This is a genomic window from Limnohabitans sp., from assembly GCF_017848645.1.
GTDB lineage: Bacteria > Pseudomonadota > Gammaproteobacteria > Burkholderiales > Burkholderiaceae_C > Limnohabitans_A.
In genome coordinates this window covers 38,485-52,130 of the sequence record NZ_JAFEIF010000018.1, presented here as the reverse complement: position 1 = coordinate 52,130, position 13,646 = coordinate 38,485, and the positions used below count along the sequence as shown (strand labels likewise).

Below are 13,646 nucleotides of genomic sequence, written 5' to 3'. Positions count from 1 at the left end.
TGAGTAAAAGAGACGAATAAGAGGTGGGGGGCATACCGGTTTATTCAATGGGTTCACTGACACATTGCAGCGGGTGACCGGCTTGTTTGGCTGCATCCAGCACCTGATCGACCTTGGTGGCGGCCACATCGCGGGAATAGACCCCGCAAACGCCTTTGCCGTCCAGGTGGATCTTGAGCATGATCTGGGTGGCCGCCTCGCGGTCCTTGCTGAAAAACTCCTGGATCACCATCACCACGAACTCCATGGGGGTGAAGTCGTCGTTGAGCATCGCCACCTGGTACATCTGGGGCGGTTCGATTTTTTGGGCACGTCTTTCGAGGACCACCGAATCGCCGCCATCAGGCGCACGGGGGGTCACGGTCGGCAGCGTGGGATTGGAAGGTTTTTTCGTTGCCATGATTTCATTCTATCGATGCTTTCAAGCCCTTTGAGCTTGGGGTCTGAAAAGTCTTGGCTGCATGCGGCACAAATGCTGCACCCCGGGAAAACCTCACATTGACAAATTCGCCTTGAATTACTCAAACTGAGCCATTCAATAAAAACACGGAGACATCGTATGCCCAGTGGTACGGTCAAATGGTTCAACGATGCCAAAGGTTTTGGTTTCATTCAACCCGACGGGGGCGGCGCGGATGCTTTTGCCCATTTTTCGGCTGTCCAGATGGAGGGCTTCAAAACCCTCAAGGAAGGCCAGCGCGTCAACTTCGAGCTGACGCAAGGCGCCAAGGGCCTGATGGCTGCGAATATTTGGGCTGCCACGCCAACGCCATTGGCAGACTCGACCCAAGGCACCGACAGCGCCTTGACGAGCCTTGGCCGGGCCAATGGGGCTGACAGCGACCCACCCGGCCAAACGGACACGGCAGCCCCTTGAAGCGCTCTAAGGCTTAAAGCCCGGGGGCTAGGGCCCTGGGGTCTTGTGTCGGGGCATGTCCTTCCCTGCGGCTGCCGCTGCCGCGACCAGTCAAGGTCCCCTGCAGGCATGCTCTTTGGCTTGACTGAAGTCAGTCGGCTTGCGCAGTGCGGCAACAACCCCAGCAGGCGTTATCCTTGGGGCCTGCTTTGCATTCCAGCCCTCACCATGACCCACTTCTTCTTTTCGACATGTCGCGCTTTTTGCAGCCCTGCCCGCAATAAGACCTGGCGCAGCGCAGCGTTCGGTATCGCCTGCAGCCTGCTGCTGGCCGGATCTCTGGCATCGGCCCAGTCCAACCCAGGGCCTCAAATGGGCTTGGCCCGCACGACATTGACGGCCGGTATGCACCGCCTGGATGTGCAACTGGCCCAGACCCCCGAGCAGCGACAGATCGGTCTGATGTGGCGCAAGGATATGCCGGTGCACGAGGGCATGCTGTTCGTGTTCGAGCAAGCGTCGACCCAATGCTTTTGGATGCGCAACACCCTGATTCCCCTCACGGCCGCTTTCGTCGAGGACGATGGCACCATCGTTAACCTGGCCGACATGCAGCCGCAAAGCGATGACTCGCACTGCTCCAGCAAACCCGTGCGATTTGTGCTGGAGATGAACCAAGGCTGGTTTGCCAAGCGGCAAATCAAGCCCGGCTTCAAACTCGGTGGTGCCGTGTTCAGCAAACGGCCTGGCTGAACCTCACACGCCCCAGACCACGTCAGACGGGTCGGCCACGCAGTGCTTGAGCAGCTTGAGCATGGGGCTGGCCCGCTGCGCAAGTCGCACGGCGTCCAACACCTCCACCGAGGCGTCCTGCGTGCTGTCAGTGGGCACTGAGGCTTTTTGCGCCGCTTGGCTGCGCTGCAAACGGGCCGCTTCATCCTGGGCCACAGCCGACTCCAGCTTGGCAATGGCTGCAGACAGGTCCTTCACCAAAATGATGCCTTTGTCAGGGTCGTGACCCAACATGATGTGCAGCAGCCTGCGGGCATCGGCCTCCAGCATGATGAGGTCGCTGGTGACTTGGGATTTGAACTTGAACAACATGGGCACTCCAATCAGGAATGATTCAGCGGCCCACCGTCTCCACACCTTCGTCGTCAACGGCATCGCCCTGGATCAAGGCCTTGAGTTTATGGCTGGCATGGAAAGTCGCGACACGACGTGCATCAATCGGGATCAATTCTCCGGTGCGCGGGTTGCGCCCGGGACGCGCAGCCTTGGTGCGGATCTGGAAATTGCCGAAGCCGGAAATTTTCACATCGTCACCCGCAATCAGGCTGTCCACCACCAGGTCAAAAAACGCATCGACCATGTCCTTGGACTCGCGCTTGTTCAAGCCAATCTGCTCGAACAGCAAATCGGCCAGGTGCGCCTTGGTCAGTGCCGGGGTTTCCAGGGATTCAAAACTGATTTGCATGGCATGCACTCAGGTACGCAAACGTGCAGAAACCCGCTCGGACAGGCTGGCCATGATGGCCCCCATGGCGGCTTCGATCTGGGCGTCGGTCAAGGTGGCCTCGTCGCTGTGCAAACTCAAACGAACCGCCAAACTTTTCTCGCCCACCGCCAGGCCACCAGCGGCTTCAGCCTTGGGGCGATAGACATCGAACAGCACCGCATGGCGCAGCAAACCCAGAGTCGGTGCGCTGTGGATGGCTTGCATCAACTCGGCGTGCGTGACCTGCTCACGCACGATCACGGCGATGTCGCGCTCCACCGCTTGCATCTTGGCCACGGGCTGGGCCACAGGCACGCTGCGCTGAGTGACCGCGTCCAGGTCCAGCTCGAACACGACAGGCGCATGCGGCAAGTCCCAGGCCTGACGCCAACGCGGGTGCAACTCACCCACATGACCGATCACCCGGCCTTGCAGCAGGACCTGAGCCGAGCGGCCGGGGTGCATCGCGGGGTGCTCGGAGGCCACGAATTCGGCTTGGGCCGGGGCCAGCAAGCGCTCGACATCGGCTTTGACATCGAAGAAATCCACCAGGCGCGACTTGCCTGTCCAACCCAAAGGCTCCAAGGGGCCCCAGGCCATGCCTGAGACCTTCATGGGCTGGTCAAAACCTTGCACGGTGGCGTCGCTGTCTGCCACGCTCGCATTGCGCAGGAACACGCGACCCAGCTCGAACACGCGCACGCGGTCGGCCTTGCGGTCGGCGTTGAACTTGACCACTTGCAAGAGCGAGCCGATCAGGCTCGAGCGCATCACGCTCATCTGGCTGGCGATCGGGTTGAGCAGGCGGATCGGGTGGGCATTGCCCGCCAAGTCTTTTTCCCAAGCTTCTTCGACAAAGCTGTAGTTGATGGTTTCCTGATAACCCAAAGCGGCAATGGCGCGGCGTACAGTCGATGGGCTGCGCTCGGTCTCTGGGCGCACTTTGGCGGTGATGGGGGCCAGAGGCGGGTTCGTGGGCAGGTTGTTGTAACCCACCATGCGGGCCACTTCCTCGATCAGGTCTTCTTCGATCTGCAAATCGAACCGGAAGCTGGGCGGTGTGACGGTGACAGTGCCCTGCCCTTCGGCCACTTGCAAGCCCAAGCCGCGCAAAGCGTCGGCGCACTGCTGTTGGGTCAAAGGCATGCCAATCACCTTGACCGCACGGGCCACGCGCAGGGTCACTGGCGTGATGGCGGGCAAGTTCAAAGTTTGGTCATCGATGGGGCCGACCTTTGTCTCGGGGGTGCCGCAAATGTCCAGCACCAGCTGGGTGATGCGCTCGATGTGCTCCACCGTCAGCTGCGGGTCCACACCGCGCTCGAAACGGTGGCCTGCATCGGTCGAGAAGTTGTAGCGGCGCGAGCGGCCAGCAATCGAGGTGGGCCACCAGAAGGCCGCTTCGATGTAGATGTTTTGGGTGTCGTCGGACACGGCGGTGGCGTCGCCGCCCATGATGCCGGCCAGCGATTCGACTTGGCTGTCATCGGCGATCACACCCACCTTGTCGTCCACGGTCACGGTGTTGCCATTGAGCAGCTTGAGCGACTCACCGGGCTGGCCCCAGCGCACCTGCAAGCCGCCGTGGATCTTGTCGAGGTCAAAAATATGCGAGGGACGACCGAACTCGAACATCACGTAGTTGGAGATGTCCACCAACGGGCTCACGCTGCGCTGACCGCAACGGGCCAGGCGGTCGACCATCCACTGCGGAGTTTGCGCCTTCGTGTTCACGCCCCTCACAACGCGACCGCTGAAGCGGCCGCACAGGTCGGGGGACTGGACATTCACGGCCAGCTTGTCGCCGATCTGCGTGGCCACTGCCGGAAAGGTCGGAGCCTTCAAAGGTGCGCCGGTCAGGGCCGACACTTCGCGGGCGATGCCGTACACGCTCAAGCAATGCGCCAAATTGGGCGTCAGCTTGAGCGTCATCAGGGTGTCGTCCAGATTCAGATACTGGCGGATGTCCTGGCCCAGAGGCGCGTCAGCGGGCAGCTCCAACAAACCGCCATGGTCGTCGGCGATTTTCAGTTCTTTGGCTGAACACAGCATGCCCTGGCTCTCCACACCACGCAGCTTGCCCACTTTGATCTGGAAAGGCTTGCCGTCTTCGCCAGGCGGCAACTCGGCGCCGACCATGGCGCAAGGCACGCGGATACCCACGCGGGCATTGGGCGCACCACAGACGATGTTCAGCAGACCGCCCTGCCCCACATCCACCTGACACACGCGCAAGCGGTCGGCGTTGGGGTGCTGCACGGCTTCCTTGATTTCGCCGACCACGATCTTCGTGAACGGCGGGGCCACGGGCTCGAGCTCTTCCACTTCAAGGCCGGCCATGGTCAAGGTATCGGCCAGTTGCTGGGTCGTCAGGGGCGGGTTGCAGAACTCGCGCAACCAGGATTCAGGAAATTGCATGTCGCGTGTCTCGGACTTGGAAGGGAATTACTGGAACTGGCTCAGAAAGCGCACATCGCCGTCAAAGAACAGGCGCAGGTCGTTCACGCCGTAGCGCAGCATGGTGAAACGGTCCATGCCCATGCCAAAGGCAAAACCAATGAACTGCTCGGGGTCCAGGCCCATGTTGCGCACCACGTTCGGGTGCACTTGACCGGAGCCGCCCACTTCAAGCCAGCGACCGGCCAGCGGGCCGCTTTGGAACTGGATGTCAATCTCAGCGCTGGGCTCGGTGAACGGGAAGAAACTCGGGCGAAAGCGCAGCACCAAGTCGTCGCTCTCAAAAAAGGTGCGGCAAAAATCGGTGACCACGACCTTGAGGTCCTTGAAGCTCACGTTCTCGCCAATCCACAAGCCTTCGCACTGGTGGAACATGGGCGAATGGGTGGCGTCGGAGTCAACGCGGTAGGTACGCCCGGGAGCAATCACGCGGATCTCGGGCATCCCTTGGCCAGCATCGAGCTGGTTGCGGTAACGCTTGACGTGCTGCACCGCATGGCGGATTTGCATGGGGCTGGTGTGCGTGCGCAGCAGGTGGCCGCCTTCGACGTAGAAGGTGTCATGCATGGACCGGGCCGGGTGGTCTTCGGGCGTGTTGAGCGCGGTGAAGTTGAACCAATCGGTCTCGATCTCGGGGCCTTGGGCCACTTCAAAACCCATGGAGCCAAAAATATTCTCGACCCGCTCCAGCGTCAGCGAGACAGGGTGCAAACCACCGACATTGGCGCTGCGGCCAGGCAGCGACACATCCAGGGCTTCGGCCTTGAGTTGCGCTTGCAACTCAGCATCAGCCAGGGCTTGGCGGCGGTCATTCAAGGCCGCCTCGATCGCCTGCTTGGCGAGGTTGATGGCGGCGCCTCGGGTTTTCTTATCTTCCACGCTCAGAGCGGCCATGCCCTTCATCAACTCGGTGATGCGACCGGCTTTGCCCAAAAACTGGGCTTTGGCGTTTTCGAGGTCTGCAGGTGTCAGTGCCTGCACAAAACTCTGGCGGGCGGATTCGACCAGGGTGTCCAGCTCGTTCATGGTGTGGGAGATCGGTGATCTGTGTGAGAAAGAACAAAAAAGGGATTGAAGCTTTTGCGAGCCTCAATCCCTTTGATCGAGTGCGTGGCACAGGCCCGAGGGCCCGCGTCACTCATGGACTCAAGCTGAGGCCAGTTTGGCTTTGACTTGGTTCACGATGCCAGCAAAAGCGGCCTTGTCGTGCACGGCGATGTCCGCCAGCATCTTACGGTCGATTTCGATGGCAGCCTTTTTCAGGCCGTTGGCGAACTGGCTGTAGGTCAGACCGCATTCACGCGCAGCGGCGTTGATACGGGCAATCCACAACTGACGGAACACACGCTTTTTGGTGCGGCGGTCACGGTAGGCGTATTGGCCGGCCTTCATCACCGCCTGTTTGGCGATGCGGAAGACATTGCCGCGGCGACCGCGGAAACCTTTTGCAAGGGCCAAAACTTTCTTGTGACGGGCGCGTGCCGTTACACCACGTTTAACGCGAGGCATATTTATTCTCCTTGTTCGTCAGTGATTACAGGCCAGCCATGGGCAGCATTTGCGCGATGTGACCCATATTGGTCTCATGCACAGACACGGAACCGCGAAGGTGACGCTTGTTTTTGGTGGTCTTCTTGGTCAGGATGTGACGTTTGAAGGCTTGGCCGCGTTTAACGGTTCCACCTGGACGAACACGGAAGCGCTTTTTAGCGCTGCTTTTGGTCTTCATCTTGGGCATGTGAATGCTCCTTTAATTGTGCTCGTGAGGCGTCTGCAAAAAATTTGCAGCCTTGTTGGCCCCGAGCCACTTTTAACAAAAGCCGCCCAAAGGCAGCTTTTGACTCAACCTGCCCGAAAGCCGGTCAAATTCTTTGTCAAGCAGATTCAGCCGGCGCAGACGTGTCTGCAGCCTTGCCACCCGCAGCCGGCTTTTTACGGCCTGGCGCGATCATCATGATCATCTGGCGGCCTTCCAACTTGGGAAACTGCTCCACGATGATCGAGTCGGCCAGCTCATCGCGGATGCGGTTGAGCAAAGCCAGACCCAATTCCTGGTGCGTGATTTCACGACCACGGAAACGCAAAGTGATCTTGCACTTGTCGCCATCGGTCAAAAACCGACGGATGTTGCGCATTTTGATGTTGTAGTCACCGTCGTCCGTGCCGGGGCGGAACTTGACTTCCTTGATGTCAATGACCGTTTGCTTGGCTTTGGCTTCCGCCGCACGCTTTTGCTCCTGGTATTTGAACTTGCCGTAGTCCATCAAACGACAAACCGGTGGGTTGGCCGTGGCGGCAATTTCAACCAGGTCCACATCCATCTCGCCGGCCAAGCGCAAGGCTTCAGCCAGTGACAAAATGCCCATGGGCTCATTTTCAGGCCCTGAAACACGGACCTCTGGGGCCATGATTTCACGGTTCAAACGGTGTTTACGTTCTTCGCGTTGGCGACGATCACGAAATTCGGTAGCGATGACTCAATCCTTTACGGAACAAAACTGCGAAAAGCAGCCCATCCATCTTTGTGCCCACGGGCCAAAGCTTGTGGCGAAAAACACCTTCAGGCTTTAGAAGCGATGTCGGCAGCAATGAGTTCAATGAACGCATCGATCGACATCACACCGAGGTCTTTGTTGCCTCGGGCGCGCACTGCGACGGTACCTGCTGCCTTTTCTTTGTCGCCAGCGACAAGGATGTAAGGCAGCTTTTGCAACGAATGCTCTCGTATTTTATACGTGATTTTCTCGTTGCGCAGGTCCAAATCGACCCTAAGGCCTTGATTTGTCACCGATTTTCGCAGTTTTGCAGCAATTTCGCGACAGTAATCGGACTGTGCATCGGTGATGTTGAGCACCGACACCTGAAGGGGTGCCAGCCAAGTGGGCAAGGCACCGGCATGCTGCTCGACCAAAATACCAATGAAGCGTTCCATGCTGCCCACGATGGCGCGGTGCAGGATGACGGGACGCTGGCGCGAGCCGTCTTCGGCCACGTACTCCGCATCCAGACGCTCGGACAGGTTGAAATCGACCTGAATCGTGCCGCACTGCCATTCGCGGCCAATGGCGTCCTTGAGTGTGTACTCGATTTTGGGTCCGTAAAAAGCACCGTCTCCCTCGGAAATCACAAAGTCGCAACCCGAGTGGCGCAGGCTGTCCATCAAGGCTTTTTCGGCCTTGTCCCACAGCTCGTCAGAGCCGATGCGCGCGGCTGGACGGGTGGAGACCTTGTAGAGGATGTCGGTGAAGCCGAAGTCGGCGTAAACCTTCTTGAGCACCTGCGTGAAGGTATCGCACTCGGGCAGGATCTGATCTTCGGTGCAGAAAATGTGGCCATCGTCTTGCGTGAAGCCGCGCACGCGCATGATGCCGTGCAGGCCACCCGAAGGCTCGTTGCGATGGCACTGGCCAAACTCGCCGTAGCGCAAAGGCAGGTCGCGGTAGCTTTTCAAGCCCTGCTTGAAGATCAGGATGTGACCCGGGCAGTTCATCGGCTTCAAAGCGTAGTCACGTTTTTCGGACTCGGTGGTGAACATGTTGTCACGGTACTTGTCCCAGTGCCCGGTTTTTTCCCAGAGGGTCTTGTCCAGCAACTGCGGGCCCTTGACCTCCTGGTAGCCACTGTCGCGGTAGACCTGGCGCATGTACTGCTCGACGGTTTGCCACACGGTCCAGCCTTTGGGGTGCCAAAACACCAAACCGGGCGCATGTTCGTCAATGTGGAACAAGTCGAGTTCGCGGCCGAGTTTGCGGTGGTCGCGCTTTTCGGCCTCTTCCAGGCGGGTCAGATACAACTGCAAGTCTTCCTTGCTGGCCCAAGCGGTGCCATAGACACGCTGCAGCATCTCGTTTTTGCTGTCACCGCGCCAATAAGCACCCGCAACCTTCATGAGTTTGAAGTGCTTGAGTTTGCCCGTACTGGGCACATGCGGGCCACGGCACAGGTCTTCAAAATCGCCTTCACGGTACAAACTGACCTGCTCGCCGGCCGGAATCGAGCCGATGATTTCGGCCTTGTAATGCTCGCCCATGGCTTTGAAATGGGCCACGGCTTCGTCACGTGGCAGTACCCGGCGCAGCACGGGCTCGTCCTTGGCCGCCAACTCGGTCATGCGTTTTTCGATCGTGACCAGGTCTTCCGGTGTGAAGGGGCGTGAGTACGAAAAGTCGTAATAAAACCCGTTGTCAATCACGGGGCCGATCGTGACTTGCGCCTCAGGGAAAATGCCCTTGACCGCATAGGCCAGCAAGTGCGCCGTGGAGTGGCGGATCAATTCCAGACCTTCAGGGTCTTTGGCCGTCACGATGGCCAGTTGGGCATTGGCGGACATGCTGAAACTGGTGTCGACCAGTTGGCCATTGACCTTGCCGCCCAAGGCGGCCTTGGCCAAGCCAGTACCAATGGATGAAGCCACTTCGGCCACCGTGACAGGGCCGGGAAATTCGCGCAATGAACCGTCGGGAAGCGTGATCTGAACCATGGAATTGAATGCAAAAGCGCGGTCATCGACCGCGCTGGATGATGGAAGTGAATAACTCACGTCATTTTCCCACAATTGACATTCGGTTTGACGCACGACAGGCTGGCCTCACGCAGCACTGGCCAAACAGGATGAACCGATTGCGAAAACCGATGCGTATTTTTCCCTGTTTTCGAAATGGTCGTCAGGCTCATGTGGGTGTGCTTGGTTTAAGATAGACGTTCCTTTTCATCCTGTAAAAACCTGTACCACGATGACCATGCCAGACGCCCGCTCCAAAATCATTTACACCCTCACGGATGAAGCCCCCCTGTTGGCCACGGCGGCTTTTTTGCCTGTCATTCGCACCTTCACACAAGCCGCTGGCATCGAAGTCGAAACCAGCGACATTTCCCTGGCCGGCCGCATCTTGGGGGAGTTCCCCGATTTCCTGACACCCGAGCAAAGGGTGCCAGACAACCTGACGATGCTGGGTAAGCTGACACTCAAGCCGCAAACCAACATCATCAAGCTACCCAACATCAGCGCCTCTGTGGGCCAGTTGACCGCTGCCATCAAGGAATTGCAAGGCAAGGGCTACGCCCTGCCCGACTATCCAGATGCCCCCAAAACAGAAGAAGAAAAAGCCATCAAGGCGCGTTATGCCAAGTGCATCGGCTCGGCCGTGAACCCTGTGCTGCGCGAAGGCAACTCGGACCGCCGCGCGCCTCGCGCCGTCAAAGAGTTTGCGCGCAAGAACCCGCACAGCATGGCCGAGTGGAGCCAGGCCTCGCGCTCGCACGTCTCGCACATGCACGCGGGCGACTTCTACCACGGCGAAAAGTCCATGACCTTGGACCGCCCCCGTGACGTCAAGATGGAGCTGATCACCAAGAGCGGCAAAACCATCATCCTCAAGCCCAAAGTCTCTTTGCTTGACCGCGAAGTGATTGACAGCATGTTCATGAGCAAAAAAGCCTTGCTCGAGTTCTACGAAAAAGAGATCGAAGACGCCCACAAAACCGGCGTGATGTTCTCACTGCACGTCAAAGCCACCATGATGAAGGTCTCGCACCCCATCGTGTTCGGCCACTGCGTGAAAATTTTCTACAAAGAAGCTTTCGAAAAACACGGTGCTTTGTTCAAGGAATTGGGCGTCAACGTGAACAACGGCATGGCCGACCTTTATGCCAAGGTCGCCACCCTGCCCCAATCCAAGCAAGACGAGATCAAGCGCGACCTGCACGCTTGCCACGAAGGCCGCCCCGAGCTGGCCATGGTGGATTCGGCCAAGGGGATCACCAACTTCCACTCACCCAACGACGTGATCGTGGACGCCTCCATGCCCGCCATGATCCGCAACGGCGGCAAGATGTGGGGCGCCGACGGCCGATTGAAAGACGTCAAGGCCGTGATGCCCGAGTCAACCTTTGCGCGCATCTACATGGAGATGATCAACTTCTGCAAGTGGCACGGGGCGTTCGACCCCAAGACCATGGGCACGGTGCCCAACGTCGGCCTGATGGCCCAGCAAGCCGAAGAGTACGGCTCGCACGACAAAACCTTTGAAATCCAAGAAGACGGCGTGGCCAACATCACCGACATCAACACCGGTGAAGTGCTGCTGAGCCAAGACGTGGAAGAAGGCGACATCTGGCGCATGTGCCAGGTCAAGGACGCCGCGATCCGCGACTGGGTCAAGCTGGCCGTGACCCGTGCCCGCAACTCCGGCATGCCGGTGGTGTTCTGGCTGGACCAGTACCGCCCGCACGAAGCACAGCTGATCACCAAAGTGAAGATGTACCTGCACGAGCACAACACGGCCGGCCTGGAAATCCAGATCATGAGCCAAGTGCGTGCCATGCGCTACACCCTGGAGCGCGTGGTCCGTGGCTTTGACACCATCAGCGCGACCGGCAACATCCTGCGCGACTACTTGACCGACCTGTTCCCCATCATGGAACTGGGCACCTCGGCCAAGATGCTGTCCATCGTGCCTTTGATGGCCGGCGGCGGCATGTACGAAACCGGTGCAGGCGGCTCGGCTCCCAAGCATGTGCAGCAACTGGTGGAAGAAAACCACCTGCGCTGGGACTCACTGGGTGAATTCCTGGCCCTGGCCGTGTCCCTGGAAGACCTGGGCATCAAAACCAGCAACAACGCGTCCAAAATCCTGGCCAAAACCCTGGATGCCGCCACCGGTAAATTGCTGGACAACAACAAGAACCCCTCACCCAAAACGGGCCAGCTGGACAACCGTGGCAGCCAGTTTTATTTGGCCATGTACTGGGCGCAGGAACTGGCGTCGCAAACCGAGGATCTGGCGTTGCAAGCCAAGTTCACCTCATTGGCTCAAACCTTGACCGAACAGGAAAAGACCATCGTGGCCGAACTCAATGCGGTGCAAGGTCAGCCTGTGGACATTGGTGGTTATTACTACCCGTCACCAGAAAAACTCAAGGCCATCATGTGCCCCAGCGCGACCTTCAACGCAGCGCTGACATCTGCTGCCTGAACAGACTGCTGATTTCGCCATCTGCAAAAAGCCATCCTTCGGGATGGCTTTTTTATGCGACATTGGACCGGAAGCAGATCTCTACGCGTGACCTGGACACACACTGGTCTTACCTTGACGAACCAACTGCACAACATGGAGCGCCACTGACACGAGACGCAGGGTCCAGCCAAGACATCCGAACAACCTTCTCATCAAAAACAAAAGCCACCTGAGGCCGAAGCTTCGGATGGCTTTTGAGTGACAGTGCCCTTTCAGGCAACTCTCAAAAAGATCAGTGGAACTGCTCTTCTTCGGTCGAGCCGGTCAAGGCTTTCACGGAAGACGAGCCGCCTTGGATCACGGTGGTCACGTCGTCGAAGTAACCTGCGCCCACTTCTTGCTGGTGCGACACGAAGGTGTAACCCTTGTCGCGAGCTGCGAACTCAGGCTCTTGCACCATGTTGACGTAGTGCTTCATGCCTTCGCCGTTGGCGTAGGCGTTGGCGAACTGGAAGGTGTTGTACCAGTTGATGTGGATACCGGCCAAGGTGATGAACTGGTACTTGTAACCCAAGGCGGACAGGTCTTCTTGGAAAGAAGCGATCTGGCTGTCGTTGAGGTTTTTCTTCCAGTTGAACGATGGCGAGCAGTTGTACGACAGCAGCTTGCCTGGGCAAGCGGCGTGCACGGCTTGGGCGAATTCGCGGGCAAAGCCGATGTCAGGAACGCCAGTCTCGCACCACACCAAGTCGGCGTAAGGCGCGTAAGCCACGCCTCGGCTGATGGCTTGCTCCAGACCGTTTTTGACGCGGTAGAAACCTTCTTGAGTGCGCTCGCCGGTCAGGAAAGGCTTGTCGTTGGCGTCGTGGTCGGAGGTGATCAAGTTGGCAGCTTCTGCGTCGGTACGAGCCAACACAATGGTGGACACGCCCATGACGTCAGCGGCGAAACGTGCAGAAATCAACTTCTCGCAAGCTTCTTGGGTAGGCACCAAGACTTTGCCACCCATGTGACCGCACTTCTTCACCGCAGCCAATTGGTCTTCGAAGTGCACGCCAGCAGCGCCGGAGGCAATCATGTTCTTCATCAACTCGAAAGCGTTCAACACGCCGCCGAAACCGGCTTCAGCGTCGGCCACGATGGGCAAGAAGTAGTCGATAAATTCTTTGTCGCCGGGGTTGATGCCACGGCCCCACTGGATTTCGTCGGCGCGTTTGAAGGTGTTGTTGATGCGGCGAACCATGGTGGGCACCGAGTCGTAGGCGTAGAGCGACTGGTCGGGGTACATGGTCTCGGATGTGTTGCCGTCAGCGGCGACTTGCCAGCCCGACAGGTACACGGCTTCCAAGCCAGCTTTGGCTTGCTGCATGGCTTGACCGGCAGAGATCGCGCCGAAGGCGTTGACGTAGCCCTTCTTGGCGCCGCCGTTGACTTTTTCCCAGAGCTTCTCTGCGCCGCGCTTGGCCAAGGTGTGCTCAATGGGCATGCTGCCGCGCAAACGCACAACGTCGGCGGCGGAGTAGCCGCGCTTGACGCCTTTCCAACGGGGATTGGTCGCCCAATCTTTTTCGAGGGCGGCGATTTGTTGTTCACGGCTGAGTTGTTGAGTGATGTCGGCTGGCATGGAAAACTCCTGTGGTCAAGTTGAAATCAAGCGATGGAAGCAGCGGTTTCTGCCCTGTCGGTGTCCTCATCTTAACTCTTATAGAAGACTTGCTATCTATCTTATGTCTTATACAAGACATATTTTTATTTGTTTAAAATCAATGGGTTAAACAAGTTATTTTTCAATGCAAAATTATTATTCATGATTTGAAAGTCAAACCACACATCAAATCCATCTGTTTTTCGCTATATGAAAAAACAAAACAATCCATGA

The 13,646-nt window shown here is 58.2% G+C and carries 12 protein-coding genes and 1 pseudogene; 3 read left to right on the top strand and 10 right to left on the bottom strand.

Annotation, left to right across the window (positions count from 1 at the left end):
* Positions 1–40 precede the first annotated feature (40 nt).
* Positions 41–400: an ATP-dependent Clp protease adapter ClpS gene (clpS, locus tag QZ190_RS04720; RefSeq protein ID WP_062404940.1), complete on the bottom strand. Its 360-nt coding sequence runs from the start codon at positions 398–400 to the stop codon at positions 41–43.
* Positions 401–559: 159 nt separating this feature from the next.
* Here clpS and QZ190_RS04715 point away from each other — a divergent pair.
* Together QZ190_RS04715 and QZ190_RS04710 are read left to right on the top strand one after the other, a co-directional pair.
* Positions 560–760, top strand: a pseudogene (locus QZ190_RS04715) (cold-shock protein); the annotation flags it as partial.
* Between the two features lie 324 nt (positions 761–1,084).
* Positions 1,085–1,609, top strand: a complete 525-nt coding sequence (locus QZ190_RS04710) for a DUF192 domain-containing protein (RefSeq protein WP_291914080.1) — start codon at positions 1,085–1,087, stop codon at positions 1,607–1,609.
* Positions 1,610–1,612: 3 nt separating this feature from the next.
* On the opposite strand, the gene QZ190_RS04705 is transcribed toward QZ190_RS04710, so the two are convergent.
* From QZ190_RS04705 to thrS, 8 genes are all read right to left on the bottom strand, one after another.
* Complete coding sequence (locus tag QZ190_RS04705) at positions 1,613–1,960, bottom strand: DUF1840 domain-containing protein (protein WP_291914077.1); 348 nt, start codon at positions 1,958–1,960, stop codon at positions 1,613–1,615.
* Between the two features lie 22 nt (positions 1,961–1,982).
* On the bottom strand, positions 1,983–2,333 hold the full coding sequence (locus QZ190_RS04700) for an integration host factor subunit alpha (RefSeq protein WP_090046653.1): 351 nt from the start codon (positions 2,331–2,333) through the stop codon (positions 1,983–1,985).
* 9 nt (positions 2,334–2,342) lie between these two features.
* On the bottom strand, positions 2,343–4,772 hold the full coding sequence (gene pheT / locus QZ190_RS04695; protein WP_291914072.1) for a phenylalanine--tRNA ligase subunit beta: 2,430 nt from the start codon (positions 4,770–4,772) through the stop codon (positions 2,343–2,345).
* Between the two features lie 27 nt (positions 4,773–4,799).
* Positions 4,800–5,837, bottom strand: a complete 1,038-nt coding sequence (gene pheS / locus QZ190_RS04690; RefSeq protein ID WP_090138921.1) for a phenylalanine--tRNA ligase subunit alpha — start codon at positions 5,835–5,837, stop codon at positions 4,800–4,802.
* A 120-nt stretch (positions 5,838–5,957) separates the two neighbouring features.
* A complete protein-coding gene (rplT, locus tag QZ190_RS04685) occupies positions 5,958–6,320 on the bottom strand; it encodes a 50S ribosomal protein L20 (RefSeq protein ID WP_108411932.1) in 363 nt (120 codons plus the stop codon).
* 25 nt (positions 6,321–6,345) lie between these two features.
* Positions 6,346–6,549, bottom strand: coding sequence for a 50S ribosomal protein L35 (gene rpmI, locus QZ190_RS04680; RefSeq protein ID WP_026039701.1), 204 nt, complete (start codon positions 6,547–6,549; stop codon positions 6,346–6,348).
* A gap of 136 nt (positions 6,550–6,685) precedes the next feature.
* Positions 6,686–7,285, bottom strand: coding sequence for a translation initiation factor IF-3 (gene infC, locus QZ190_RS04675; RefSeq protein WP_291914147.1), 600 nt, complete (start codon positions 7,283–7,285; stop codon positions 6,686–6,688).
* 86 nt (positions 7,286–7,371) lie between these two features.
* Positions 7,372–9,291: a threonine--tRNA ligase gene (thrS, locus tag QZ190_RS04670; RefSeq protein ID WP_291914144.1), complete on the bottom strand. Its 1,920-nt coding sequence runs from the start codon at positions 9,289–9,291 to the stop codon at positions 7,372–7,374.
* A gap of 259 nt (positions 9,292–9,550) precedes the next feature.
* Here thrS and QZ190_RS04665 point away from each other — a divergent pair, with 259 nt between their 5' ends.
* Positions 9,551–11,785 carry an NADP-dependent isocitrate dehydrogenase gene (locus QZ190_RS04665; protein ID WP_291914141.1) on the top strand — a complete coding sequence of 745 codons (2,235 nt, stop codon included), beginning with the start codon at positions 9,551–9,553 and terminating at the stop codon, positions 11,783–11,785.
* A gap of 274 nt (positions 11,786–12,059) precedes the next feature.
* On the opposite strand, the gene aceA is transcribed toward QZ190_RS04665, so the two are convergent.
* On the bottom strand, positions 12,060–13,391 hold the full coding sequence (gene aceA / locus QZ190_RS04660; protein WP_291914060.1) for an isocitrate lyase: 1,332 nt from the start codon (positions 13,389–13,391) through the stop codon (positions 12,060–12,062).
* Positions 13,392–13,646 lie beyond the last annotated feature (255 nt).

What these genes read in the sequence shown, in the direction of transcription:
- QZ190_RS04665 (WP_291914141.1), top strand. Translation starts at nt 9,551, where the DNA reads ATGCCAGACGCCCGCTCCAAAATCATTTACACCCTCACGGATGAAGCC.
- clpS (WP_062404940.1), bottom strand. Translation starts at nt 400, where the DNA reads ATGGCAACGAAAAAACCTTCCAATCCCACGCTGCCGACCGTGACCCCC.
- rpmI (WP_026039701.1), bottom strand. Translation starts at nt 6,549, where the DNA reads ATGCCCAAGATGAAGACCAAAAGCAGCGCTAAAAAGCGCTTCCGTGTT.
- pheT (WP_291914072.1), bottom strand. Translation starts at nt 4,772, where the DNA reads ATGCAATTTCCTGAATCCTGGTTGCGCGAGTTCTGCAACCCGCCCCTG.
- QZ190_RS04705 (WP_291914077.1), bottom strand. Translation starts at nt 1,960, where the DNA reads ATGTTGTTCAAGTTCAAATCCCAAGTCACCAGCGACCTCATCATGCTG.
- QZ190_RS04710 (WP_291914080.1), top strand. Translation starts at nt 1,085, where the DNA reads ATGACCCACTTCTTCTTTTCGACATGTCGCGCTTTTTGCAGCCCTGCC.
- QZ190_RS04700 (WP_090046653.1), bottom strand. Translation starts at nt 2,333, where the DNA reads ATGCAAATCAGTTTTGAATCCCTGGAAACCCCGGCACTGACCAAGGCG.
- pheS (WP_090138921.1), bottom strand. Translation starts at nt 5,837, where the DNA reads ATGAACGAGCTGGACACCCTGGTCGAATCCGCCCGCCAGAGTTTTGTG.
- aceA (WP_291914060.1), bottom strand. Translation starts at nt 13,391, where the DNA reads ATGCCAGCCGACATCACTCAACAACTCAGCCGTGAACAACAAATCGCC.
- rplT (WP_108411932.1), bottom strand. Translation starts at nt 6,320, where the DNA reads ATGCCTCGCGTTAAACGTGGTGTAACGGCACGCGCCCGTCACAAGAAA.
- thrS (WP_291914144.1), bottom strand. Translation starts at nt 9,291, where the DNA reads ATGGTTCAGATCACGCTTCCCGACGGTTCATTGCGCGAATTTCCCGGC.